This is a genomic window from Streptomyces sp. NBC_01304 (assembly GCF_035975855.1).
Lineage (GTDB): Bacteria > Actinomycetota > Actinomycetes > Streptomycetales > Streptomycetaceae > Streptomyces.
Genome location: NZ_CP109055.1, coordinates 4466925 through 4491574, shown reverse-complemented (window position 1 = coordinate 4491574; position 24650 = coordinate 4466925). Strand labels below are relative to the sequence as shown.

Genomic DNA, 24650 nt, shown 5'->3' with positions numbered 1-24650 from the left:
ATGCGGCTCCCTGCCTGGTCACGGGTCGATGAGGGGATCGGTTCGCTCGGCGAACACTGAGCTGTGCGGGGGACGGTGAACGTCGAGCTACTGATGCGTAGCGTATCGGCGCAGGCCAGGCTCGGCAGTGCGGCGTTTGCCACACCTAGGCTGTCTTGCATGACGCCCAAAGAGTCCCCAGAGTCTTCGTCGCGGTCTTCCTCGCAGTCTTCGGAGCAGGCCTCGTCGTCCGCGCCGAACCGCTGGTCGGACCTGGACCGTCCGCCGCTGCGCGAGAGCGCGCTGCGCAAGGCGCTGATCAGGCCCGGCGGGCTGTGGACCGCCGTCGACGTGGTCCCGGCCACCGGGTCCACCAACTCCGACCTCGCCGAGTGCGCGGCCCAGCCGCAGGGCGCGGTGCTCGTCGCCGAGGAGCAGACCGCGGGGCGCGGCCGCCTGGAGCGCACCTGGACGGCGCCCGCCCGCTCCGGCCTCTTCTTCTCCGTGCTGCTCAAGCCCGGCGACGTACCGGTGGAGCGCTGGGGGTGGCTGCCGTTGCTCGCCGGCGTCGCCACCGCCACCGGGCTCGCCCGCGCGGCCGGCGTGGACACCGCGCTGAAGTGGCCCAACGACCTGCTCGTCACAGTCGGGGACGAGGAGCGCAAGACCGGCGGCATCCTCGCCGAGCGCGCGGGCGACGACGCGGTGGTGCTCGGCATCGGCCTCAACGTCTCGCTCACCGAGGCCGAGCTGCCCGTCCCCACCGCGGGCTCGCTCGCCCTCGCCGGGGCCAAGGTCCTCGACCGCGATCCGCTGCTGCGGGCCGTGCTGCGTTCGCTGGAGGACTGGTACGTGAAGTGGTGCGACGCCGCCGGCGATCCACTGGCGTCCCGGCTGCAGGAGACCTACGCGGCCGGCTGCGCGACCCTCGGCCGTCAGGTCCGCGCGGAGCTGCCCGGAGACCGCTCGCTGGTCGGCGAGGCCGTCGCGGTGGACGGGGACGGGCGGCTGGTGATTGCCACGCCGGACGGAAAGCGGGAGGCGGTGGGCGCGGGAGACATTGTCCATTTGCGCCCGGCCGACTAGACATCGCAGAGCGAGTGGGTTTGCCAAGCCCGAACGGACGTGAGCTGACACACACCTGCCGTATCGTTGGGGGCCAGTCGTTATCGAACCGCGACAGATCGGAAGGCAGCAAGAAGTGACCGTCGACGACACGGGCTCCGGTACGGGTACCCACCCGACCCCCCGCCAAGCCGACGACACCCTTGCCTCCGCTTCGGCCTCCTCTCCTGCCTCCGCTGCTGCCCCCTCCTCGCACACCGGGGACCCCCTCGCCCTCCGCCTCGAACAGCTCATCCTCGGGGCGGAGCGCCGCTACACCGCCTTCCAGGCCGCCCGCACGGCCGGCGTCTCCATGGAGCTGGCGGCCCGCTTCTGGCGTGCCATGGGCTTCCCCGACATCGGCCAGGCCAAGGCCCTGACCGAGGCCGATGTGCTCGCCCTGCGCCGGCTCGCCGGTCTGGTCGAGGCGGGCCTGCTCAGCGAGGCCATGGCGGTGCAGGTCGCACGGTCCACGGGCCAGACGACAGCCCGTCTGGCCGAGTGGCAGATCGACTCTTTCCTGGAGGGCCTGACCGAGCCCCCCGAGCCCGGCATGACCCGCACCGAGGTGACGTACCCCCTCGTCGAGCTGCTGCTGCCCGAGCTCGAGGAGTTCCTCGTCTACGTCTGGCGCCGCCAGCTCGCCGCCGCGACCGGCCGGGTCGTACAGGCCGCGGACGACGAGGAGATGGTCGACCGCCGCCTCGCCGTGGGCTTCGCCGACCTCGTCGGCTTCACGCGACTGACGCGGCGCATGGAGGAAGAGGAACTCGGCGAACTGGTCGAGGCGTTCGAGACCACGGCCGCCGACCTGGTGGCCGCGAACGGCGGCCGGCTCATCAAGACCCTCGGCGACGAAGTCCTCTTCGCGGCGGACGACGCCGCGACCGCCGCGGAGATCGCGCTTCGCCTGATCGACACGATGGCGAACGACGAGACGATGCCCGAGCTGCGCGTCGGCATCGCCTTCGGCACGGTCACGACCCGCATGGGCGACGTCTTCGGCACCACGGTGAACCTCGCCAGCCGGCTCACCTCGATAGCGCCGAAGGACGCGGTTCTGGTCGACAGCGCCTTCGCCGAGGACCTGCAACGCGGGGGTGATGCCCCCGCCTCCGAGGCGGACGCCGCCGCGGAGGCGGAGAAGGCCCTGGCCGCGGGCGAGGAGCCGCCCAGCTACCGCTTCGCGCTGCAGCCGATGTGGCAGCGGCCGGTGCGTGGGCTCGGGGTGGTCGAGCCCTGGCTGTTGACGCGTCGCGACTCGTGACTCGTAGGATCCCTCCCGAAGCTTGTTAACCCGCGTTAACCCGCGTGCGTCTTCTGGGAGGGCCTGGCATGAGTGAGCAGCGGTTCGGGGAGTTCGTCGCCGTACGGCGCGAGGGGTACGTCGCCGAGTTCGTCCTTGACCGGCCGAAAGCCATGAACGCCGTGTCCTCGGAGATGGCCCGCTCGATCGGCGCGGCCTGCGCCGCGCTGGCCGCGGATCCGGAGGCGCGGGTGGTCGTGCTGACCTCCACGCATGAGCGGGCCTTCTGCGTGGGGGCCGACCTCAAGGAGCGCAACTCGTTCTCCGACGCGGAGTTGGTGCGGCAGCGGCCAGTCGCGCGCGCGGCGTACACGGGTGTCCTTGAGCTGCCGATGCCGACGATCGCGGCCGTGCACGGCTTTGCCCTTGGCGGCGGTTTCGAGCTGGCGCTCGCGTGCGATCTGATCGTGGCGGACGCCACTGCCGTGGTGGGGCTGCCGGAGGTTTCGGTCGGGGTCATCCCGGGTGGCGGGGGCACGCAGCTGTTGCCCCGACGGGTCGGGGCGGCCCGGGCGGCGGAGCTGATCTTCTCGGCGCGGCGGGTGGAGGCTTCCGAGGCGCGGGAGTTGGGGCTGGTGGATCAGTTGGTCCCGGCGGGGGCCGATCGCGAGGAGGCCCTCGCGCTGGCCGGTCGGATGGCTGCGAACTCGCCCGTGGGGCTGCGGGCGGCCAAGCGGGCGCTGCGGCTCGGGCACGGCCTGGACCTGCGGGCCGGGCTTGAGGTGGAGGATGCGGCTTGGCGGTCCGTGGCGTTCTCCGGGGACCGGGCGGAGGGTGTGGCCGCCTTCAACGAGAAGCGGGCGCCTCAGTGGCCTGGCGAGTGATTTCTTCCCCGCCCCGCCCCTTCCCGTAATCCTGCGGAGCTGTGTCCTCAAGCGCCGGACGGGCTGACTTTGTCAGCCCGTCCGGCGCTTGAGGACTTTCGGAAAGGGGCGGGGTGGGGAGAACAAAACGGGCGAAACGCTTAGCCTGGAGCGATGGCTCAGGATGATCGACTCAAGGGGATCGTCACCCTTGCCCAGGCGATGGCCGCGGCGCAGACCCCGCGAGAGTCCTGGCGTGCGGCAGCGCACGGTGCAGCCCGCGCCCTGAGCGGCAGCTTCGCCGCGCTGAGCGTCTGGGAGCGTGAGCTCGGCCGCCTCAGGGTCCTCGCCAACGTGGGCGAACGCGTCGAGGGCGAGGACGAGTTCCCGGAGGCCGAGGCCTACCCGGTGCATCAGTTCCCGGAGATCACCGAGTTCCTGCACGAGCAGTGGGCGGGCGGCGGCGAGCCCAACGCCTGGGTCGAGACCGCGCAGGGCCCCAAGGGGGACGCGGCCGGCTACTGCCACCAGCGGGTCTCGGCCCTGCGCCGGCGAGGCAGGGGCTGCTGCGTCGTCGCGCCGATCGTGCTGCACGGGCGGGCCTGGGGCGAGCTCTACGTCGCCCGCCCGGTCGGCGCCCCCGTCTTCGACCGCGACGACGCGGACTTCGCGACCGTCCTCGCCTCGGTCGTCGCGGCCGGGATCGCCCAGACCGAGCGCCTCGAAGAGGCCCGCCGCCTCGCCTTCACCGACGCCCTGACCGGCCTCGCCAACCGCCGGGCGGTCGACGCCCGGCTCGACGCGGCGATCGAGCGGCATCGCAGCGAGGGCGCCGTCGTCTCGCTGATGGTCTGCGACGTGAACGGCCTCAAGCACGTCAACGACACCCTCGGCCACGCGGTCGGCGACCGGCTGCTCGAACGTTTCGGCTCGGTGCTCTCGCTGTGCGGGGCGATGCTCCCGGGCGCGCTCGCGGCGCGGCTGGGAGGGGACGAGTTCTGTCTGCTGTCCGTGGGCCCGTCGGCCGACGAGGTGGTGCGGGTCGCCGATGAACTGTGCGTACGCGCCGCCGAGTTGGAGCTCGGTGACGGCGTGGCCTGCGGGGTCGCCTCGACCGGGGACGCGATCGGCCCGGTCCGCTCGGCCCGTCGCCTCTTCCGCCTCGCGGACGCCGCGCAGTACCGCGCGAAGGCCGCCCGCGCCGCCAAGCCGGTGGTGGCCGGGCGCGAGGGCCCGGACGACCCGGTGGTGCGGCTCGCGGACGAGCCGGGGCGGGAGCGGGTGGGGGAGCGGCGCCGGTTCCGCCGGTAGCGCCCGCCAGGTAGCGGTCTGTAAGGGGCGGTCCCGAAACTCGCCCGTGACACACGTCGATTCAGTCCGTACGCTGCTGAATATGGATATGCACACCGTTGTGTTGGGGACGTCCGGGACCACGCCCGAGGACGTCATCGCCGTGGCCCGTGAGAACGCCCGGGTCGAGCTGTCCCAGGAGGCTGTCGAGGCCCTGGCCGCCGCGCGCGAGATCATCGAGTCCCTCGCGGCCAAGCCGGAGCCCGTCTACGGCGTCTCCACCGGCTTCGGCGCCCTCGCATCGCGGCACATCAGCCCCGATCTCCGCGCCCAGCTGCAGCGCAACATCGTCCGCTCGCACGCCGCCGGCATGGGCCCGCACGTCGAGCGCGAGGTGGTGCGCGCCCTGATGTTCCTGCGCCTGAAGACGGTGTGCTCGGGCCACACCGGGGTGCGCCCCGAGGTCGCGCAGACCATGGCCGACGTGCTCAATGCCGGGATCACGCCGGTCGTCCACGAGTACGGCTCGCTCGGCTGCTCCGGCGACCTCGCCCCGCTCAGCCACTGCGCCCTGACGCTGATGGGCGAGGGCGACGCGGAAGGACCCGACGGCGTCGTACGCCCGGCCGGTGAACTGCTCGCAGAGCACGGCATCAAGCCCGTCGAGCTGCGCGAGAAGGAGGGCCTGGCCCTGCTGAACGGCACGGACGGCATGCTCGGCATGCTGGTCATGGCCCTCGCGGACCTGGAGATGCTCTACAAGAGCGCCGACATCACGGCGGCCCTGTCCCTGGAGGCCCTGCTCGGCACGGACAAGGTGCTCGCCCCCGAACTGCACGCGATCCGCCCCCACCCCGGGCAGGGCGTGGCGGCCGCCAACATGCTGGCGGTGCTTGCCGGTTCGGGCCTCACGGGGCACCACCAGGACGACTCCCCTCGCGTGCAGGACGCGTACTCGGTGCGGTGTGCGCCGCAGGTGGCGGGGGCCGGGCGGGACACGATCGCGTACGCGCGGGTGGTGGCCGAGCGGGAGTTGGCGTCCGCCGTGGACAACCCGGTCGTCCTGCCGGACGGGCGGGTCGAGTCCAACGGGAACTTCCACGGTGCTCCGGTGGCGTACGTCCTGGACTTCCTCGCCATCGCGGCGGCGGACCTGGGGTCGATCGCCGAGCGGCGGACGGACCGGCTGCTCGACAAGAACCGTTCGCACGGTCTGCCGCCGTTCCTGGCCGATGACGCGGGTGTCGACTCCGGGTTGATGATCGCGCAGTACACGCAGGCGGCGCTGGTGAGCGAGCTCAAGCGGCTCGCGGTGCCGGCCTCCGCGGATTCCATCCCCTCCTCCGCGATGCAGGAGGACCATGTGTCGATGGGGTGGTCGGCTGCTCGTAAGTTGCGTACGGCTGTGGGGAATCTGGGGCGGATCGTGGCGGTCGAGCTGTACGCGGCCACGCGGGGGATCGAGCTGCGGTCGGGGCTTGTGGCTGCGCCGGCTTCGCTTGCGGTGATCTCTGCCGTCCGCTCGGCGGGGGTTGCGGGGCCCGGCCCCGACCGGTTCCTGGCGCCCGATCTCGCGGCCGCGGACGAGTTCGTGCGGTCTGGGGCGCTGGTTGCGGCCGTGGAGACTGTGACGGGTCCGCTGGGCTAGGAAATTTCCCCACCCCGCCCCTTCCCGAAATCCTGCGGAGCTGTGTCCTCAAACGCCGGACGGGCTGACTCTGTCAGCCCGTCCGGCGTTTGAGGACTTTCGGGAAGGGGCGGGGTGGGGAAAGTGAAGACCTAAGCCACCGCGGCCCGTTCGCGTCGCACGGCGAATCCCAGGAACCCGGCGCCCGCACCCAAGAAGGCCAACCCGCCCAGCACGTACGGAGTCGTGTCCACGGTCCCGGTGTCCGCGAGGCGGGCCTCGCCCCGGTCGGGGCGGTCCGACGAAGCCTCGGCCGCAGATCTCGCATTTGCGGAAGGAACGAACCACAGCGCACCGAGCAGCGTTCCGGCAGCCGTGGCGGTGAGCAGTGAGCGACGTGCGGGGGACACGGGATCGATCTCCCTTGTGGTGCGGGGGAATTGGCCGTGGGGACCGCCTCCGATGCTAATGAAAGTGCGGGTCGTGGGGAAGTCGGGGCGGCCCTCAGGATTACGCTCCGTCATATGAGCACTCCTGATAGTCCGGATACTCCGGAAGCATCCCGTTTCGTACGCCTGCGTGTGGAGCTCGTCCTCGACGTCACCGACGCCGGGACCCTGGCCGGTGCCGCGCTCGAGCGCATCGGCCGGGACGAGCACATGACGGCCGACGAGCGGACCCACGCCGAGGCCTCCGTCCGCGAGGACGATGCCGAGGCCGTGGCCTACCTCGTGGACCCGTTCGACCTGGTCGGCGAGGTGCCGGGCGTGGAGCTCGCCCAGGCCTCCTGGAGCAGCGAGGCCATCGACTACGACCCGGACGCCGAGGACTGGGACGACGAGGACGAAGACGAAGAGGACGAAGAGGACGAAGGCGAAGAGGACGACGAAGGCGACGAAGGGGAGGGCGGGGACCACCCCGTCGAGCGCGAGGCGTAGCCTCGAACGAGGCAGCCCCCGCACCGCAAGGTCACAGACCCCGGACGGCCCGGCCGCCCGGGGTTCCTTCATTCCGGGAACCCCTGCTAGAACGTCTGCCACGACTGCATCGCAGGACGTGGCCTTCCCCACATCTCACCGAATCGTGGAACCGGACGAACCGGTATGCGTGTTGTAAAGGTTGCAGGCGTGGACCGGCGCGGGGGCCGTCCGCAACGTCTGCGTGTGGGGACGTCCCTTTCGGGGGACCCGGGGATCTTGGGGATTCGGCGACTATGGAGAAGCGTGTGATGACGGACAGCAAGCGGCGCAGGGGCCTGGTGGCCGTGTCCGCACTGCTCGGCGGCGTTCTGGTGCTCTCGGCCTGCAGCAGCGACGGTGGCAACGGCGCCGACGGCGGCAAGAAGGAGCAGCAGAACCAGGCCGACGAGGCGGCGGCCAAGGACGCCTCCGCTGCCCGAATAGCGATCTCGCCGAAGAACGGCTCGGACAACGCCAGCATCAACAACGCCGGCAAGGTGACCGTCAGTGACGGCACCCTGACCGAAGTGAAGATGCAGACCGAGGCCGGCACGGCGGTCGCGGGCACGATCTCCGGGGACAAGAAGAGCTGGAAGCCCGACGCACAGCTCGAGCGTTCCACCAAGTACAAGATCGTCGCTACCGCGAAGGACTCGGACGGCCGCAAGGCGCACGAGAACTGGTCGTTCACGACCGTCTCCCCGACCAACAGCTTCATCGGCAACTTCACGCCGGACGACGGCAAGACCGTCGGTGTGGGCATGCCCGTGTCGATCAACTTCGACAAGGCGATCACCGACAAGAAGGCCGTCCAGTCCGGCATCACGGTCTCGTCCAGCAGCGGCCAGGAAGTCGTCGGCCACTGGTTCGGCACCCAGCGCCTGGACTTCCGCCCCGACGACTACTGGAAGGGCAACTCCACCGTCACGCTGAAGATGAACCTGGACGGTGTCGAGGGCGCCGACGGCGTCTTCGGCGTCCAGCAGAAGACGGTCACCTTCCAGATCGGCCGCAACCAGGTCTCCGTCGTCGACGCCAAGACCAAGACGATGACGATCACGCAGGACGGCAAGACCGTCAAGACGATCCCGATCTCGGCGGGTGCGCCCGACAACCCCACGTACAACGGCAAAATGGTGATCTCCGAGAAGTTCACGGAGACCCGGATGAACGGCGCGACCGTCGGCTTCACCGATGACGACGGCAAGGGCGAGTACGACATCAAGGACGTCCCGCACGCCATGCGCCTGTCCAACTCGGGCACCTTCATCCACGGCAACTACTGGGGCGCCAAGTCCATCTTCGGCTCCGCCAACACCAGCCACGGCTGCGTCGGCCTGTCCGACGCCAAGGGGGCGGGCGACAAGAGCACGCCGGGCGCCTGGTTCTTCAACAACTCGCTGATCGGTGACGTGGTCGAGGTCAAGAACTCGCCCGACAAGACCATCCAGCCGGAGAACGGCCTCAACGGCTGGAACCTCAGCTGGGCGGACTGGAAGGCCGGTTCGGCCGTCTGAGCACGGTGAGCGGTTGCGCCCCTCAGGGGCGTATCGCGACCACCCAGCCCGGCGTGTAACTGCCGGGCACGGAGTAGCGCGGCCAATCTTGGGCCCAGCGCGGTGGATCCCTCTTCAGGAGGACCACCGCGCTGGGCCTTTTCGGTGCCGCGCCCCAGGGCGCGGGGGTGCACCCGGTGACGTACGCGATCGGGATCGTGGACGTCGACGACTTGAGCACGCACGGACGGCCGGTGCCGGTGCCGACTCCGTGCTCGTGCAGGACCTGGGCGATCAACTGCCAGTCGCCGCGCGCCCGTTCCTGGATGCGGGCGTTGGAGTACGCGTGCGTGAAATGCGCGCTCAGGTGGCCGGCCAGGAGTCCGGTGAGGGCGAGTGCGGCCAGGCGTCTGCCGGGGCCCGTACGAGATTCCGTACGAGATTCCCTACGTGATCCCGCGCGCCGGACCCGGTCCACCACGGCCAGCAGACCGAGGGCCGCCGGCAGGGCGAGCAGGGCGTGGGTCGGTTGCAGGAAGCGGGGTGCCGCGTACGGCACGAGGAGCAGGTACGGTGCCGATGCCGCCAGGGCCACCGCGACCGCAAGCCACAGCGGGGCCAGTGCGGCCCCGGCCCGCCGCAGCCCGACACCCGCGAGCACCGGCACCACGACGAACCACTCCACCGCGAGCGGCCCGACCGGCGCCCCCGCGCAGGGCCGGCACAGCAACGGGCCGTCGAACGCGTCGAGATGGGCGAACAGCGAGAACACCGGCCGTAACCCGCCCTGCACCTCGCTTGCCGCACCGAGCCGCGCCCCCACTCCGCCGAACCGCGACTCCGCCTCGACCAGCCAGGGCAGCACCCCCGCAAGCACCCCGCCCAGCACGGCAGGCACCCGCCCGCGCCCCCGCCAGGCCGGCACCACCAGCGCGGCGAACAACAGCGGAAGGGCAAGTGCGGCCCCGTCGTTGGGCCGCATCAAGGTGGCGAGGGCCAGGCCCGCCGCAATCCCCAGGAGCCCCACCCGCCCCGGAGGTTGCCGGACGAAGCAGCCGACCGCCCCGACCGCGCCCATCGCCGTGTAGTGGTTGGGCATCGCGGCGCCCGCGTACAGGAGCACGAACCACAGGCCGCCGTAGAGCCCCGCGGCCACCGCCACCGCCGACGGCCGCCGCGCCAACACCCGCAGCCACGGCCGGAATCCCAGATACAGCGCACCCCCGGCGAGCAACAGGAGCCACACCCTGAGCAGCACCGCCGAGTCGCTCCACGACGCGACGGGGGACAGGAGCAGCGGCACACCCCGGGTGCGCGGGGCGCTGAAGGGCGTCGCCGGGGCGTACGGGTCGAAGCGGCTGGCATAGACGATCTCGTCCCAGCCGAGGGGGAGCGTCACGGGTACGAGGGCGGCGGACACGAGGACGTACGCCGCACAGACGCCGAGCAGCGAGCGGTGCGGCGGCCGGCGTCCGCCGGACCGTGCGGGCGCCCGCTGTGGGGCGGTGTGTAACGGTACGTCCCGGTGCGTCGATGACACGGAGCCCATGTGTGTAAGACGTGCGAACGGGGTCCGGCGTTCGCTTGCGAACCCAACGTTTCAGAAATGTCTGAATCACATGTCCATCAACTCTTTACTGCCGTAACGCTATTGAGCCCGTCTTCATCATTCCCTCATAATGCCTGGACCGGGGGCACGCGCAGTCGATAGGGCCCCGGCCACGGATGAACGAAAAGCTTCATCTCCATCTCCAGGGGGAGACTTGCGCAAACAAGTGAAAAGAGCGTGCGCTTCCACCATCGCAGCGGCCGCGGCAGTGGCCCTCGCGGCCGGCATGACCAGCCCGGCGGCGGCGAAGGCGGAAGCCACAGCGGGGGCAGCGGGGGCTGAGCGCATCACGCCCAACCACCGGATCCAGCTCATCACCGGCGACCGTGTGGTGGTCGACGCCAAGGGCAAGGTCCTGGGCCTCGAGCCCGCCAAGGGCCGTGAGCACATACCGGTGCAGGTGCAGCGGCACGACGGCCACACCAGTGTGGTGCCGTACGACGCGCGCCGCCTGATAGCCGCGGGCAAGCTCGACGCCCGCCTCTTCGACATCACCGAGCTCAACAAGGCGCAGATCCGCAAGGCCCAGAAGAAGGGCCTTCAGCTGATCGTCGGCTACAAGGGGGCGGCCTCCGCCGCCAAGGCCGAGGTGCGCGGTGCCGGTGACACGACGCTCCGCCGGACCCTGAAGTCCCTCAACGCGGACGCGATCCGTACGCCCAAGGACGACGCGGCCAAGGTCTGGGAGGCGCTGACCAACGAGCAGCGCGGCTCCCGCAGCACGGCGTCGGGCGTAGCCAAGGTCTGGCTGGACGGCGTCCGCAAGGCCAGCCTCGACAAGAGCGTCAAGCAGATCGGCGCCGACAAGGCCTGGGCGGCCGGCTTCGACGGCAAGGGCGTGAAGATCGCGGTCCTGGACACGGGTGTCGACAAGACGCACCCCGACCTGAAGGACCAGGTCATCGGCGAGAAGAACTTCTCGACCGCCGCCGACGCCGTGGACCGCTTCGGTCACGGCACCCACGTCGCCTCGATCGCGGCCGGTACGGGCGCCAAGTCCGGCGGCAAGTACAAGGGCGTCGCACCGGGCGCGAAGGTCATCAGCGGCAAGGTCCTCGACGACAACGGCTACGGCGACGACTCCGGCATCCTCGCGGGCCTGGAGTGGGCCGCGGCCGAGGGCGCCGACGTGGTCAACCTCAGCCTGGGCGGCGGGGACACCCCCGAGATCGACCCGCTCGAGGCGGCCGTCAACAAGCTATCCGCGGAGAAGGGCATCCTCTTCGCGATCGCCGCGGGCAACTCCGGCCCCGGCGACAGCACCGTCGGCTCGCCGGGCAGCGCGGAGGCCGCGCTCACCGTCGGCGCCGTCGACAAGAGCGACAAGCTCGCCGACTTCTCCAGCCGCGGCCCGCGCATCGGCGACGGCGCGATCAAGCCCGATGTGACCGGGCCCGGCGTGGACATCACGGCGGCGGCCGCACCCGGCAGCGTCATCGACAAGGAGCCCGGCGTCCCGCACCCGGCCCCCGGCTACTTCACGATTTCCGGTACGTCGATGGCGACCCCGCACGTCGCGGGCGCGGCGGCGATCCTCAAGCAGCAGCACCCGGACTGGAAGTCCGCCGAGCTCAAGGGCGCGCTGACCGCCTCCACCAAGGGCGGCAAGTACACGGCGTTCCAGCAGGGTTCGGGCCGCATCCAGGTCGACCAGGCGATCAAGCAGAACGTGATCGCCGAGCCGGTGTCGGTGTCCTTCGGTGTGGCGCAGTGGCCGCACACGGATGACGCGCCGATCTCCAAGAAGGTCACCTACAAGAACCTCGGCAAGGACCCGGTCACCCTCGACCTGAAGGCGACCGGCCTCGACCCGAAGGGCAACCCGGCCCCGGCCGGCTTCTTCAAGGTCAGCGCCGACAAGGTGACGGTCCCGGCGGGCGGCACCGCCGCCGTCGACGTGACGGCCGACACCAAGCTGGGCGGGAACCTCAACGGCTCCTACTCCGCGTACGTCGTGGCGACCGGCGGCGGCCAGTCGGTGCGCACCGCGGCCGCGGTCGAGCGCGAGGTCGAGTCGTACGACGTCACGCTGAAGAACATCGACCGTGAAGGCAACGACGCCAAGTACTTCGGCAACAACCTGATCGGCGTCTCCGGTTCCGCCGAGGGGCGCGACTTCTACACCGAGGACCAGCCGGGCACGGTCAAGTTCCGTGCGCCCAAGGGTGGTTACATCCTCAACGCCGACATCGTGGTCGACCCGCGGGACTTCACCAAGGGCGCCGACTGGATCGCCCAGCCGAAGCTGACCGTCAACAAGGACACCACGCTGACGCTGGACGCGCGGACCACCAAGCCGGTGGACTTCACCGTGCCCGGTGGCGCCAAGGCCGAGTTCGCCTCGCCCGAGTACACCGTCGAGGCCGGCAACGGCTCGTACGGCTTCGGCTGGTGGCTCGACGGCTACACCAACTTCCGCACCGCGCACCTGGGTCCGGAGGTCACCGACGGCACGCTGTCCCAGACCTGGGACGGGCACTTCATCAAGGACGCGAAGAGCCAGTACTCGGTGGTCTACGGCGGCAAGGTCAAGAAGCTCGCGACGGGCTACACCAAGCACGTCAAGCAGAGCGAGCTGGCCACGCTGAAGGTCGGCCTGGGCGCCTCCAGCGCCGGCAAGAAGGGCAATGTCACGGCCTTCGGGATGCTGCCGGGCTCCAACTCGGCCTCCGCGTTCTCGCCGACGCAGTCCCTGCCGAGCACCCGCACGCTGTACGTCTCCACGTCCAACAAGACCGAGTGGGACGTCTCGTTCGAGCAGCAGGGTCCGCCGGACGAAGAGGGCTTCCCGACCACCGAGGCGTACTACACGCTCGGTGCCGCGCAGATCTACGAGCCCGGCAAGACCTACGAGAAGGTCTTCAACACCGGCGTCTTCGGCCCGCGGGTCAGCAAGAGCTACGGCGTCTTCCGTACGGGCAACCAGCTCTACGGCTACCTGCCGGTCTTCGCCGACGGCAAGGGCCACGCGGGCTCGTCGCTGTACTCGGACGTCAAGACGACCCTGTACCGCAACGGCACCAAGCTCGCCGAGAACGACAACCCGCTCACCGCGTTCCCGGGTGAGGATGGCGCGTTCAAGGTCCCGTCCGGTGACGCCGCGTACAAGCTGACGTCGTCCATCAAGCGGAAGGTGGCGATCGCCGCCGCCGCGACCCGGATCGACGTCAGCTTCTCCTTCCGCTCCAAGAAGGTCACCGACGAGACGGCCCTGCCGGTCTCGACGGCCCGCTTCTCGGCGCCGGTCGACCTCAGCTCGCGCGCCGAGGCCGACAAGAAGGTCGACGTCCCGGTGTCGGTGCAGGGTGCGGCTGCCGGCTCGAACCTCAAGTCGCTGTACACGTACGTCTCGTACGACTACGGCCAGACCTGGAAGCAGGTCAAGGTCAAGAACGGCAAGATCTCCGTGAAGAACCCGGCGAAGGGCAAGGGAATCTCCTTCCACGCCAAGATCACGGACAAGAAGGGCAACAAGTCGACGGTGTCGATCTACAACGCGTACTACGGGAAGTGAGTTTCCCCGCGTAGGCAGTAGCCCTCGGGCGGCCCCCGTCGGAGCTTCGGCTCCGGCGGGGGCCGTCTCCTGTTCAGGCCTCGTCGGTCGTTCGGGCTCCGCCGAAGGGGCTGTCGATCACATACCGCCAGTAGCCGTCGGGACCGCGCCGGGCCACATCCGTGGCGGTCGAGGCGACCTCGCCCCCGATCTCCCAGTCCACGATCAGGAGTGCGATGTCGCCCGCCGCGTGAACGGCCCGCGGCCGTACGGTGATCGGGAGTCCGAGCCCGATGAAGGGTGCGTTCTGTGCGGCGATTCCGGCCGCGCCGTGCACCGGAATTCCGGACTCCGGGACAAAGGCGGCCTGTTCCTCATAGAGCTCCCGCACCGCACGCGCGTCACCGCTGTTGAAACGCGCGGCAAAGGCCGTGGGAACATCTTCCGGGCGGGCGGGGAGAGTTGAGATGTCGTACGTCATGCGGGCGACGGTAGGAGACGCATTCGTGGCTCACCAAACGGTAGGAAACGCGGCCGCGAACAGTGCGGCGATCGCGGCGGCGGACGAATTGATTCCGGGCCTGCCCGCCGATCCCAGGGCCGAGGCGCCCGCCCCCAGCCCCGCCTGCCCCGTCGAGATCACCCTCGCCGCCCTGCGCGGCCGCTGGACCACCCTGGTCGTCCGCGAGCTGCTTCGACGTCCCTCCTATGCCTACAGCGAACTGGCCGCCGCACTGCCCCGCCTCTCGGACAAGGTGCTCAGTGACCGGCTCGCCCAGCTGGTCGCCGCCGGGGTGGTGGAGAGGCACCGCACAAAGGCCTGGCCCCCGACGGTGACGTACCAACTGACCGACCACGGGCGAGAATTGGGGCCAGTCCTGCAGGCGTTGTGGGACTGGGGCACGGACTCGTCATCCGAGAGGCTCAGCCATGACCGTTGAATACATCCGCTACCGCCTGCCCGAAAGGCTGCTGAGCGAGACCTTCCTCGACTCCTACCGCAGGGCCGCGATTCCGCTCGCCGCATCCCCGTACTGCGTCGACTACGAACTCTCCCAATGCGCGGAGGACGACCATGTCCTCATCCTCCGCATCACGTGGACCTCGGCCACCGACCACCTCGAGAAGTTCCGCGGCTCCCCGGAGTTCCAGGCCTTCTTCAAGGAGATCCAGCCGTACGTCAGTCACATAGAGGAAATGCGGCACTACGAACCCACCGGAATCGAGGGCAAGGGCGCGTCCGCGCCCAGCCTCTACGACTGGGCGGGCGGCGCGGAGGCCTTCGGCCGCCTCACCGAGACCTTCTACTCCCTGGTCCTCAAGGACGACCTCCTGGCCCCGCTCTTCGCGGACCTCCCGCACGAGCACGCCCACCACGTCGCGCTCTGGCTCGGCGAGGTCTTCGGCGGACCGGCGGCCTACAGCGAGCAGCACGGCGGTCACGCCCACATGGTCGGCAAGCACCTCGGCAAGGGCATCAGCGAGCCGCAGCGCCGCCGTTGGGTCAACCTGATCCAGGACGCGGCGGACGAGGCCGGGCTGCCCACGGACGCCGAGTTCCGGTCCGCCTTCCTCGCCTACATCGAGTGGGGGACGCGGCTCGCCGTGTACTTCTCCGGGCCGAACGCCACGCGGCCGGCCGAGCAGCCGGTGCCGCACTGGAACTGGGGGGCGATGAAGCCCTACAAGCCCTGACGTTCGCCGGCCGTCGGCTGGGACGCGGCATCCGTGCCCCAGCTGGCGAGCAGCCGCAGCGCCTCCGCGGACGGGGAGTGCGGCTCTGCGTGGTAGGTGGTCAGATACTGCTCCGCGTCGTCCGACAGCTGCAGCGTCTCGAACGACAACGTCAGCTCACCCACCAGCGGATGGCGCAGCAGCTTCGTGCCGTGCCCCTTCTCGCGCACGTCGTGCGCGGCCCACATCCGGCGGAACTCCTCGCTCTTGACGGAGAGTTCACCGACCAGGGTGGAGAGCTGCGGGTCGTCCGGGTGGCAGCCCGCGTCCATCCGCAGATAGCTGACGACGTCACTGGCCTTGCTCTCCCAGTCGAGGAACAGGCCCTGCACCGCCTCGTTGAGGAATATCATCCGAGCCCAGTTGCGGTCCTCGGGCCGCCAGGACGCGAAGTCGCCGAACAGCGCGGCGCAGGCCCGGTTCCACGCGAGGATGTCGGTACGCCGCCCCACCACGTACGCGGGCACCCCGTCCATGGCGTCCATCAGCTGCTGCAGCGCCGGCCGCACCTGCTGGCGGGCGCAGGTGCGGCGGCGCTTCTTGTGCGTCTTGGGCTGGGTCAGATGCAGCAGATGCGCGTGCTCGGCGTCCGTCAGGCGCAGCGCACGGGAGATCGCCTCCAGGATCTCGGTGGACACGTTCGCGCCGTGGCCCTGCTCGAGCCGGGTGTAGTACGCCACCGACACCCCGGCGAGCTGCGCCAGCTCCTCGCGGCGCAGGCCCGGGACCCGGCGCCGGTGCCCGTAGTCCGGCATGCCCACGTCGGCGGGCTTCAGCCGGGCCCGGCGGGTGCGCAGGAACTCGCTGAGCTCCGCACGCCGGTCGAGCGTGGGGTCCGCGGGGCCGGCCGCTCCGGTCGCACCCGGTGCTCGTGCGGCTACTTCGGGTGCCGGCTGTTCCTGTTCTTCCATGAGCCCAGTATCACCGGGGTGCCGCAGCGCAGCCTGACCCCGCCAGTGGTAGGAACGCGGGACCTAGGCACGCCGGACATAGGCACAACAGTGGGCTGGGTAGCCTCGGTGCGCTCCGGCAAGCTCATGGTCACAAGGCACGCAGGATCGATGAAGGACAAGGGGAACCCCCACCATGAGCACCACCGTCGCCGCCTACGCCGCACCCTCCGCGAAGGCCCCTCTGGAGCGCACCACCATCGAGCGCCGCGCGGTCGGCGCCCAGGACATCCTGATCGACATCAAGTTCGCCGGCATCTGCCACTCGGACATCCACCAGGCCCGCGACGGCTGGGGCGAGGGCATCTACCCGATGGTGCCCGGCCACGAGATCGCCGGTGTGGTCACCGAGGTCGGCTCCGGCGTCACCAAGTACCAGGTCGGCGACCGCGTCGGCGTGGGCTGCTTCGTCGACTCCTGCCGCGAGTGCGAGTACTGCCTGCGGGGTGACGAGCAGTACTGCACCAAGGGCATGACCGGCACGTACAACTCCCTCGACAAGAACGGCGAGCCCACCTACGGCGGCTACTCCACGCACCTCGTGGTCGACGAGAACTACGCCGTACGCATCCCCGAGGGCATCGCCCTGGACGTCGCCGCCCCGCTCCTGTGCGCCGGCATCACGCTGTTCTCCCCGCTCAAGCACTGGAACGCCGGCCCCGGCAAGAAGGTCGCCATCCTCGGGCTCGGCGGTCTCGGCCACATGGGCGTGAAGATCGCGGCCGCGCTCGGCGCCGAGGTGACCGTCCTGTCCCAGTCCCTGCGCAAGAAGGACGACAGCCTGCGCTTCGGCGCCGCCCACCACTACGCGACGAGCGACCCCGCCACCTTCGACGCGCTGGCCGGCTCCTTCGACCTGATCGTCTCCACCCTCGCGGTGCCGCTGGACATGGACGCGTACCTGGGGCTGCTCAAGACGGATGGCGCCTTCGTGAACGTCGGGGCCCCCGAGGAGCCGAACTCGCTCAACATGTTCTCCCTGATCGGCGGCCGCAAGACCCTGGCCGGGTCGATGATCGGCGGCATCGCGGAGACCCAGGAGATGCTGGACTTCTGCGGGGAGCACGGGCTCGGCTCGGACATCGAGCTGATCTCGGCGGACCAGATCAATGAGGCGTACGAGCGGGTCCTGGCGAGCGATGTGCGGTACCGGTTCGTGATCGACACGGCGACGATCTGAGTGTCAGTGGGGTGTTGCATGATGTGAGTCATGCATGAACCACGGGGGAATCAGCAGCAGGTGGCGCAGCCGTACGCACAGAATCCGTACCAGCAGTCGTACGGCCGGCAGGCGCATCAACAGCCGTACGTCCAGCCACAATTCGGGCAGCCGATGCCTCCGCCCGCCGCGCCCCAGCGGCGGGCGTCCGGCATCGGTATGGCGGGTGAAGGCCGACGCCATCTGGCGGTGCTCTGCGATGTGCTGGTCACGGTCGTCTTCTGGTACGTGGCCGGCGATGAGCTCCAGGAGCGGTACGAGTGGAACGGCGAGAGCGGTCAGCTGACCCTCATGATGTTCTGCACGCTCCTCGCCGTCTCCTTCGCCAACCACGTCGTCCTTACGCTCCTGACGCGGGCCAGCGTCGGCAAGCTGATCACCGGCATCCGGGTGGTGCGGGCCGCGGACGGTGGTCGGCCGGGGCCGTTCCGCCTCATCTGGCGCTGGCTGGCGGGGCTTTGCTGGCTGCCGTTGCAGCCCTACTACTGGTTGCGGGCCCAGATACGGGCGTACACCGGGCATGAGGCGCCCGGCACGGTGCGCAACAGCGACGGCGGTGAGATCTACGCGCCGGATCTGTGCGGACTGCGGCCGGTGCGGCGCAAAGACCTCTGAGCCATGTGGCTGTCATGACGTCCGGGGCCGTCATTACCTCGCGAGTAATCGACTGGGCACGCGGGACGGGACAGGATCGTTCACATCGAAACGAACGAACGGACGCCCGACCGCGAACTCCGAGGAGATCACCATGACTTACTACGTCGTCGCCCACCTGCGCGAGGTCCGGCCGCACGAGGAGATCCTCGTCTACATCGAGCGCATGCAGTCCACCCTCGACCCCTTCGGCGGCCGCTTCCTCACGCACGGCATGGACGTCGAAGTGATCGAGGGCGACTGGCCCGGTCACCTGGTCATGGTCGGCTTCCCCGACGAGACGAGCGCCAAGGCCTGGTACGCCTCCGACGCGTACCAGGAGATCCTCCCGATGCGTACGAACCACATAGACGGCGACCTCGTGATGATCCAGGGCGTCGACCCGGACTATGACGCGGCGGCCACTGCGGAGGGGATGCGGGCGTCCGGGTTCACCTCGGCGGGTCGGTGAAAGGGCCGGTCAGGTCGCTCAGTTGACGGGCGATGCCCAGGGGGCCGCCGGCGCGGTGCAGCTGGATGCCGAGCCAGTGCGGCCACGGATGTCCGTACGCCACCTCGACGGCGAGCGGCAGCTCGCTCGGGGCGAGCAGCTCCGGGCGGGTGGCCAGTCGTTCGGCGATGTCCTCCGGCTCGGGCGGTGGGGCGCCGGTCCGCCAGACGCGGGCCGGGCCGACGGAGTGCCAGGCGTTGACCACGCCGAGGTCGAGGGCGTGCGGGGGGCCGGTGAAGGCGCCGGGCCACCACCAGCGGCGGACGGCGTCGGCGAGGCGGGCGCAGCTCCCGTCGGCGAGGGAGGCGGTGACGGCGTGCACGAACGCGCCCGCCCGGACGGGGTCTTCGAGCTCGGGCCGACGCATGCCGAGGAAGACCCGCCCGTCGCCCGACTCCCCGCCCGATCCCTTGCCCGATTCCCCGCCCGGCTCGTGGAAGAAGACCTCGACGGCAATGTCGGCCGCACCTTCGGCGGCGTACTCCCGCAGCCAGAGGGAGACTTCGGCGGGGGAGGGGACCGTCCCCGCGGAGATCACCCGAGCCTCCTCCCAGCGGCCTTCGGCAGCCACTTCGACGAGGACGGGGCGGAGGTCACCGAAGCGCGCCAAAGGTCCTTGAGGCGGCGGGAGTTCGTTCATGGTGAACCGGATCCTATGCCTGGGCCGGAAGGCCGAGGGGGTCGGTCCAGGTCCCTACGTCGGATTGCCGATGGTGTGGGCGAAGGTGCCGCAATAGCGTCTTCGCAGGAGGTATCGCCATGACCATCGACCTGAACCACACCATCGTCTCCGCACACGACAAGAAGGCGTCGGCCGCCTTCCTCGCCGATCTTCTCGGCCTCGAAGTGGGCGCTCCGTACGGCCCGTTCATCCCGGTCGAGACGCACAACGGCGTCACGCTCGACTACTTCGAGGGCGGCGACGGGCGGATCGCCTCGCAGCACTACGCCTTCCTCGTTTCGGAGGACGAGTTCACCGCGATCTTCGGCCGCATCGAGGCAGCGGGTGTCGCGTACTACGCCGATCCCATGCATCAGCGCGTGGGCCAGATCAACACGAACGACGGGGGCCGCGGGGCGTATTTCTCGGACCCGAACGGCCACAACATGGAGATCTTCACCCGGCCGTACGGCAGCGGTTCCTGACGTTCGGCCGCCGGACCGGACCGGACCGGACTGACCAGACCGGACTGACCAGACCGGACCGGACTCGGGGACCTTCGGCCCTGTGGACAAGGGCCTTTGCGTGCCGTGTGCCGGGGTGCCCGTCTCGTAGGAATGGAGGGTTCATTCGATTCGTGATCCTCATCCGTACGGGAGTACTGACCCATGAAGTTCCGGTTCCGGTGCCGCCACGTTCTCGTCCCCGGCCTGCTCGCCGCGGGCGCGCTCGCCCTGACCGGGTGCAACGGGGCCGACTTCGAGGGCTCGGACGACTCCAAGCCTTCGGCTCCTGCGAGCACCACCCCGTCGGACTCCGGCACGAAGTCGTCCGAGCCTGCGAACGAGCCTTCGAACGAGCCCTCGAAGTCGGCCGAGGAGCGCGGGCGGGAGCTGGGCCGGGAGGCTGAGAAGAAGGGCCGGGAGGCCGGGGAGAAGTGGCGCGAGTACGGGGAGAGCCACCGGCGCTGAGACTCTGCCCTGCCTGGCCGGGTTCGGCCGGCCGGCCGTGAAAAGTTTTCGTGCGAGGCGGTCACACTCTCCCGCCGGGCTACGTCAGTGCAGTAACGAACCAACGACGCAAGCCCAGCCTCCAGGGAGACCAGCCATGACCACCACCCAGACCGCCCCCACCACTGACGTCCGCACCTCCGCCGTCCGCCCCATCACCCCTCGCATGCAGAACCCCGCCACCCTCCTCCCCGACTCCCTCCCGCCGATCATGGCCCTGGTGAAGTCCACGATGACGACCGACGTACCGGCGACCACGCTCGAACTGATCGGCCTGCGCGTCAGCCAGATCAACGGCTGCGGCTTCTGCGTGGGCGCCCACGTCGACAACGCCAAGAGGCTCGGTGACACCGATCAGCGGCTGCACGCGGTGGCCGCCTGGCGCGAGGCCCCGTACTTCACGGACACCGAGCGCGCCGCCCTCGCCCTCGCCGAGGCGGTCACCCGGCTCAGCGACAAGGCGGACCCGGTGCCGGACGCGGTGTGGGACGAGGCGGCCGACCACTTCACGGAGCAGGAGCTCGCGGCCCTGATCCTGTCGATCGGCATCACGAACCTCTTCAACCGCATCAACGTCACCACCAAGCAGCCCGCGGGCCAGCAGAATTGGTAGTACGCCCGCGTCAGCAGATCTGCTGGTACGTCATCGAGCCCGCCGTCGGTGATCGGCGACGACCTCGTCGATCACATGGCGGGCGATGTGCGCCATCACCGGATTGCTGACCTGGTAGTACGCGAGCTCGATGGCGGCGATCGAAAGGGCCCAGCCCCGCCCCCGCGCCCAGTGCGCGTCGTCGACGCCGAGCGCGTCGCGGAAGGCCTCGCGGGCGTCGGCGGTCAGCATGCTCCAGGCCGGAATCAGGTCGACCGCGGGCTCCCCGAGCCCCGTACACCCCCAGTCGATGACGGCGCTGAGCCGCCCCTCGTGGACCAGCACATTGCCCGGTGAGAGATCGGCGTGCACCCACACTCCGGGCCCGTCCCACCGAGGGGCCCGCAGCGCTTCCTCCCAGGCGTCGCGCACGGCCCCGACATCCACGACACCGTCCAACTTCCCTACTGCGGCGCGCATTTCGGCATCCCGTACGGCCAAATGCTCATGCCGGTACGCCCGCGGCCCTGCCGAGGCATCCACCTGCCGCAGCGCCCCCACGAACGCGGCCAGGTCCTTGGCCAGCAGTTCGGGCTCGGCGATGCGGCCGACGACGGGATTGGTGCCCTCCAGCCAGCTCTGCACCGACCAGGCCCACGGATACCCCTCGGCGGGCCGCCCCTCCCCGAACGGTACGGGGATCGCCACCGGCAGTTGCGGCGCAAGCTTCTTCAGCCAGTGCAGCTCCTGCTCCAGATCCCTGGCCCCGCCCTCGATGCGCGGCAGCCGCACGGCCATGTCGTCCCCGAGCCGGTACACGGCGTTGACGGTCCCGGCCGACTCGACCTGTTCCAGGGCCAGTTCCGCCCACTGCGGGAACTGCCCGCGGATCAGCCGCCGTACGAGCCCCACATCGGTCTCGACCTCGTCGTCATGCATCTTCCCGCCGCCCACCGACACCCACTCCTGCCCCGACTGTCCTGACTCAGACCGGCAGCCACCGCGGCCACCACGCCGGGACATTGTCAGGTGCGCACAGCGGCGCGGGATACCCGTCGGGCACACCCAGCCAGGCCATCAGCGCCCACCCGATCCCGACCGACCCGACGACCCCGACCAGCGTCCCGACCCAGTTACCGGCCCGCCGGCCGACCACGCCCAGGGCCGCACCCCACCACGTGCAGGCGACGGCCACGAGCGGCACGAACACCAGCGCAAGCGCCCCGGAGTCGGCCACGGCATTGACCCCGACGTCACAGTCCCGCCACGCCCGCCCCACCAGCAGACACCCACCGACGGAGACCACCAGCCCCGCGACCGACACGAACGGCCAGATGACAGCGGCCCGTTGACGGACCGCCCCCTGACTCCCCCGACTCACCCGTCGGTCTCCATGGCGATCTGATAGGTGAAGACGGTGAACTCGGCGTATCCGTCGTCGCCGACCGACCGGTGATCAATGCCTATACGGACCTGATCGCCGGTGCCGCCCGGTTCGAGGATTGCCGCGTACAGAAACACGGGGATCGGAAACGTCACTTCCAGCCCCGGCTCCTCGTCGTCGTCCCAGTAGAAGAGGGGTGTCTTGTCGATGACGGAGTGCCGCACGCCTTCGACGTCATCGAAGACGACCTCGCAAACCGGGGGCCAACCGTCCGTGTCGACCCACCGCACCGCCTCGGCGTTCAGCCACCCGCCGGGCGCCGCAGAGCCCTCAGCCATCGGCCGACGCGACACCGATGGGGCAACTGACACCGGTCCCGCCGATGCCGCAATACCCGCCCGGATTCTTGTCCAAGTACTGCTGGTGATATCCCTCGGCCGGGAAGAACGGCTTCCCTTCCGCGGGCAGGATCTCCGTGGTGATCGTTCCGTACCCGGAGCCCGTCAGGACCTTCTGGTACGCCTCCCGCGAGGCCTCCGCCGCGGCTGCCTGCTCGGGGGAGTGGGTGTGGAGGGACGAGCGGTACTGGGTGCCCACGTCGTTGCCCTGGCGGAAGCCCTGGGTCGGGTTGTGGGATTCCCAGAAGAGCTTGAGGAGGTCGGCGTACGAGACGAGCGACGGGTCGAAGACGACCCTGACTCCCTCGGTGTGGCCGGTCAGGCCCGAGCAGACCTCTTCGTACGTCGGGTGGGGCGTGGAGCCGCCCTGGTAGCCGACGAGGGTCGTCCACACCCCGGGGGTCTGCCAGAACTTGCGCTCGGCGCCCCAGAAGCAGCCGAGCGCGAAGTCGGCGACCTCCAGGCCCTGCGGGTAGGGGCCGAGGAGGGCGTGGCCGAGCACGGTGTGCCGCTCGGGCACCGAGTGGGCCGGCTCGGGACGGCCGCGCAGCGCCTCCTCGGGGGTCGGCAGGACGGGCGTACGGCCGAAAAGCATCGGGTCCTCCTAGGAACAGCCGGGTGACAACGTCAACGTACGGCCGCCCCCGGAGATTCCACAGCCCTCCCGCGGCAGCTCCCCGTGCGGCCGCCCCGGAGATTCCAAGGCGCCCTGCGGCAGTTCCCCGTACGGCCGCCCGGAGATTCCACGGCCCCCCCGCGGCAGCTCCCCGTCAGCGCGACAGAGTCGCCGGGCTCCCGCCGTTCGCCTCGTACCCCGCGACCGCCAGCGCCCGGTACACCGCGTACTCGGCGGCCGGATCCGGCGACAGCGTCCACGGCAGGGCGCCCACGTGTCCGTCCACCGCGACCAGCTGGTGCATCGCCTCGCCCCAGCGCTCGCCGCGGACCAGGAACCACACGAGCAGATGCCGTACGTGCGCCAGCATCGGGTCGTCCGGGCGGGCCGAGTGGGCCGCGAACTGGGCGCCCTCGATGGAGTTCCGCACGACCTCGCTCTCCCAGAAGCTGCGTACCAGCGTCACGTCGGGCAGGTGGTCGTACACCGCGAAGAGCGGCAGGGCGGCGAGCAGCGAGCCCTGCGGGGCGCGGGCCGCCGCGGCCTCCGCGAAGGCGTACGCGTCCTCCCGCGAGCCGTGCCACTTCTCCGACGAGTAGTGCAGGGCGGCGAGGTGTGCCCCCATGTGCTGCGGCGCGCGGTCGAGGATCTTCAGCCAGAGCTGGTCGAACTCCTCGCGGGAGTAGCCGAGTCCACGCGCGATCGCGAGCTCGGTGATGTACGGAATCGGGTCGCCCGGCGACAGGAGCGCCGCCTCCGCGCACGCTTCCCTCGCCTCTTCCAGGATGATCCGGTACGAGTCCGTCCCGGGCTGCGCGGTTCGGAAGGCCTGCTGGACCAGGAACTCGGCGTGCACCTGCGCACCGCCCGCGTCCTTCGGCGACTCGGCCCGCCACACCCGCAGCCACTGCCCGCCGGGGGTGTCGCTCACGCCACCCGGCCGCTCCGCGAGCTCCAGGGACGCCGCACCCGCGAAGGCCTGGACGCGCTGCCAGCGCACCTCGCCCTCCTTCTCGGTGCCGGCGAGGAGCTGCGAGGCGTACTTCCAGTCCTGCGCACGCTGCACCACGTCCAGGACGTCGAGCAGGTCCTGGTCCGGGCCCGGCATGCGGATGTCCAGCTCCTCCTGGCGCAGGAAGCCGTAGTTCGCCGGGTCGGCGGCGTCCGGGGCGCCGGGCTGCGTCAGCCGGATTCCGCCACGCCTGCGCATCAGGAGCGGCCCGAGGACCGCGCCCAGCATGACCAGTGCCATCAGGACCCAGAGAGTGCTCATACG

General features: G+C 70.2%; 26 protein-coding genes. 16 read left to right on the top strand and 10 right to left on the bottom strand.

Going from position 1 to position 24650, the window contains the following annotated elements; translation table 11 throughout:
- Positions 1–159 precede the first annotated feature (159 nt).
- The 5 genes from OG430_RS19535 to hutH all read left to right on the top strand — a co-directional run bounded on the left by OG430_RS19535 (position 160) and on the right by hutH (position 6130).
- Positions 160–1065, top strand: coding sequence for a biotin--[acetyl-CoA-carboxylase] ligase (locus tag OG430_RS19535; RefSeq protein WP_327353830.1), 906 nt, complete (start codon positions 160–162; stop codon positions 1063–1065).
- A gap of 115 nt (positions 1066–1180) precedes the next feature.
- Positions 1181–2350 carry an adenylate/guanylate cyclase domain-containing protein gene (locus tag OG430_RS19530; protein ID WP_327353829.1) on the top strand — a complete coding sequence of 390 codons (1170 nt, stop codon included), beginning with the start codon at positions 1181–1183 and terminating at the stop codon, positions 2348–2350.
- A 68-nt stretch (positions 2351–2418) separates the two neighbouring features.
- The gene (locus tag OG430_RS19525) at positions 2419–3213 is read left to right on the top strand and encodes an enoyl-CoA hydratase/isomerase family protein (protein ID WP_327353828.1); all 795 of its coding nucleotides are present in this window, start codon (positions 2419–2421) and stop codon (positions 3211–3213) included.
- A gap of 153 nt (positions 3214–3366) precedes the next feature.
- A complete protein-coding gene (locus tag OG430_RS19520; protein ID WP_327353827.1) occupies positions 3367–4503 on the top strand; it encodes a GGDEF domain-containing protein in 1137 nt (378 codons plus the stop codon).
- An 88-nt stretch (positions 4504–4591) separates the two neighbouring features.
- Positions 4592–6130, top strand: a complete 1539-nt coding sequence (gene hutH, locus OG430_RS19515) for a histidine ammonia-lyase (RefSeq protein WP_327359151.1) — start codon at positions 4592–4594, stop codon at positions 6128–6130.
- Between the two features lie 131 nt (positions 6131–6261).
- Here the strand turns inward: hutH and OG430_RS19510 are convergent, their stop codons facing one another.
- Positions 6262–6519: an LPXTG cell wall anchor domain-containing protein gene (locus OG430_RS19510; RefSeq protein WP_327353826.1), complete on the bottom strand. Its 258-nt coding sequence runs from the start codon at positions 6517–6519 to the stop codon at positions 6262–6264.
- A 114-nt stretch (positions 6520–6633) separates the two neighbouring features.
- On the opposite strand from OG430_RS19510, the gene OG430_RS19505 reads away from it, so the two are divergent.
- Positions 6634–7047, top strand: a complete 414-nt coding sequence (locus OG430_RS19505) for a hypothetical protein (protein WP_327353825.1) — start codon at positions 6634–6636, stop codon at positions 7045–7047.
- Positions 7048–7322: 275 nt separating this feature from the next.
- On the top strand, positions 7323–8585 hold the full coding sequence (locus OG430_RS19500; RefSeq protein ID WP_327353824.1) for a L,D-transpeptidase: 1263 nt from the start codon (positions 7323–7325) through the stop codon (positions 8583–8585).
- 22 nt (positions 8586–8607) lie between these two features.
- Here OG430_RS19500 and OG430_RS19495 read toward each other — a convergent pair whose 3' ends face one another.
- The gene (locus OG430_RS19495) at positions 8608–10104 is read right to left on the bottom strand and encodes a hypothetical protein (protein WP_327353823.1); all 1497 of its coding nucleotides are present in this window, start codon (positions 10102–10104) and stop codon (positions 8608–8610) included.
- Between the two features lie 235 nt (positions 10105–10339).
- Between OG430_RS19495 and OG430_RS19490 the strand changes: the two genes are divergently transcribed.
- A complete protein-coding gene (locus tag OG430_RS19490; RefSeq protein ID WP_327353822.1) occupies positions 10340–13687 on the top strand; it encodes a S8 family peptidase in 3348 nt (1115 codons plus the stop codon).
- A 73-nt stretch (positions 13688–13760) separates the two neighbouring features.
- Here the strand turns inward: OG430_RS19490 and OG430_RS19485 are convergent, their stop codons facing one another.
- Positions 13761–14147: a YybH family protein gene (locus OG430_RS19485; RefSeq protein WP_327353821.1), complete on the bottom strand. Its 387-nt coding sequence runs from the start codon at positions 14145–14147 to the stop codon at positions 13761–13763.
- 25 nt (positions 14148–14172) lie between these two features.
- On the opposite strand from OG430_RS19485, the gene OG430_RS19480 reads away from it, so the two are divergent.
- Entirely contained in the window at positions 14173–14607 is a 435-nt protein-coding gene (locus OG430_RS19480) for a winged helix-turn-helix transcriptional regulator (protein WP_327353820.1), read from the top strand.
- Positions 14597–15361, top strand: coding sequence for a group II truncated hemoglobin (locus OG430_RS19475; RefSeq protein ID WP_327353819.1), 765 nt, complete (start codon positions 14597–14599; stop codon positions 15359–15361). The genes OG430_RS19480 and OG430_RS19475 overlap by 11 nt, the downstream gene beginning before the upstream one ends.
- Here the strand turns inward: OG430_RS19475 and OG430_RS19470 are convergent.
- Complete coding sequence (locus OG430_RS19470; RefSeq protein WP_327353818.1) at positions 15349–16311, bottom strand: helix-turn-helix transcriptional regulator; 963 nt, start codon at positions 16309–16311, stop codon at positions 15349–15351. The genes OG430_RS19475 and OG430_RS19470 overlap by 13 nt on opposite strands.
- Before the next feature lie 175 nt (positions 16312–16486).
- On the opposite strand from OG430_RS19470, the gene OG430_RS19465 reads away from it, so the two are divergent.
- The 3 genes from OG430_RS19465 (at position 16487) to OG430_RS19455 (ending at position 18674) form a co-directional block, all read left to right on the top strand.
- Positions 16487–17530, top strand: coding sequence for an NAD(P)-dependent alcohol dehydrogenase (locus tag OG430_RS19465; RefSeq protein ID WP_327353817.1), 1044 nt, complete (start codon positions 16487–16489; stop codon positions 17528–17530).
- 30 nt (positions 17531–17560) lie between these two features.
- Positions 17561–18184 (top strand): RDD family protein, encoded by a 624-nt coding sequence (locus OG430_RS19460; RefSeq protein ID WP_327353816.1) that lies wholly within the window; start codon positions 17561–17563, stop codon positions 18182–18184.
- A gap of 133 nt (positions 18185–18317) precedes the next feature.
- Entirely contained in the window at positions 18318–18674 is a 357-nt protein-coding gene (locus tag OG430_RS19455) for a DUF1330 domain-containing protein (protein WP_327353815.1), read from the top strand.
- Here OG430_RS19455 and OG430_RS19450 read toward each other — a convergent pair.
- Positions 18655–19353, bottom strand: coding sequence for a hypothetical protein (locus tag OG430_RS19450; protein WP_327353814.1), 699 nt, complete (start codon positions 19351–19353; stop codon positions 18655–18657). The genes OG430_RS19455 and OG430_RS19450 overlap by 20 nt on opposite strands.
- Positions 19354–19472: 119 nt before the next feature.
- Between OG430_RS19450 and OG430_RS19445 the strand changes: the two genes are divergently transcribed.
- The 3 genes from OG430_RS19445 (at position 19473) to OG430_RS19435 (ending at position 20997) form a co-directional block, all read left to right on the top strand.
- A complete protein-coding gene (locus tag OG430_RS19445; RefSeq protein ID WP_327353813.1) occupies positions 19473–19859 on the top strand; it encodes a VOC family protein in 387 nt (128 codons plus the stop codon).
- Between the two features lie 183 nt (positions 19860–20042).
- Entirely contained in the window at positions 20043–20345 is a 303-nt protein-coding gene (locus tag OG430_RS19440; RefSeq protein ID WP_327353812.1) for a hypothetical protein, read from the top strand.
- 205 nt (positions 20346–20550) lie between these two features.
- Positions 20551–20997 carry a carboxymuconolactone decarboxylase family protein gene (locus OG430_RS19435; RefSeq protein WP_327359150.1) on the top strand — a complete coding sequence of 149 codons (447 nt, stop codon included), beginning with the start codon at positions 20551–20553 and terminating at the stop codon, positions 20995–20997.
- A 30-nt stretch (positions 20998–21027) separates the two neighbouring features.
- Here OG430_RS19435 and OG430_RS19430 read toward each other — a convergent pair whose 3' ends face one another.
- The 5 genes from OG430_RS19430 to OG430_RS19410 all read right to left on the bottom strand — a co-directional run bounded on the left by OG430_RS19430 (position 21028) and on the right by OG430_RS19410 (position 24647).
- Complete coding sequence (locus OG430_RS19430; RefSeq protein WP_327353811.1) at positions 21028–21915, bottom strand: aminoglycoside phosphotransferase family protein; 888 nt, start codon at positions 21913–21915, stop codon at positions 21028–21030.
- Positions 21916–21961: 46 nt separating this feature from the next.
- Positions 21962–22357, bottom strand: a complete 396-nt coding sequence (locus tag OG430_RS19425; RefSeq protein ID WP_327353810.1) for a hypothetical protein — start codon at positions 22355–22357, stop codon at positions 21962–21964.
- On the bottom strand, positions 22354–22698 hold the full coding sequence (locus OG430_RS19420; RefSeq protein WP_327353809.1) for a hypothetical protein: 345 nt from the start codon (positions 22696–22698) through the stop codon (positions 22354–22356). The genes OG430_RS19425 and OG430_RS19420 overlap by 4 nt, the downstream gene beginning before the upstream one ends.
- Positions 22691–23353, bottom strand: coding sequence for a peptide-methionine (S)-S-oxide reductase MsrA (gene msrA / locus OG430_RS19415; protein ID WP_327353808.1), 663 nt, complete (start codon positions 23351–23353; stop codon positions 22691–22693). Before msrA ends, OG430_RS19420 begins: the two co-directional genes overlap by 8 nt.
- Before the next feature lie 175 nt (positions 23354–23528).
- On the bottom strand, positions 23529–24647 hold the full coding sequence (locus tag OG430_RS19410; RefSeq protein ID WP_327353807.1) for a hypothetical protein: 1119 nt from the start codon (positions 24645–24647) through the stop codon (positions 23529–23531).
- Between the last annotated feature and the right edge of the window lie 3 nt (positions 24648–24650).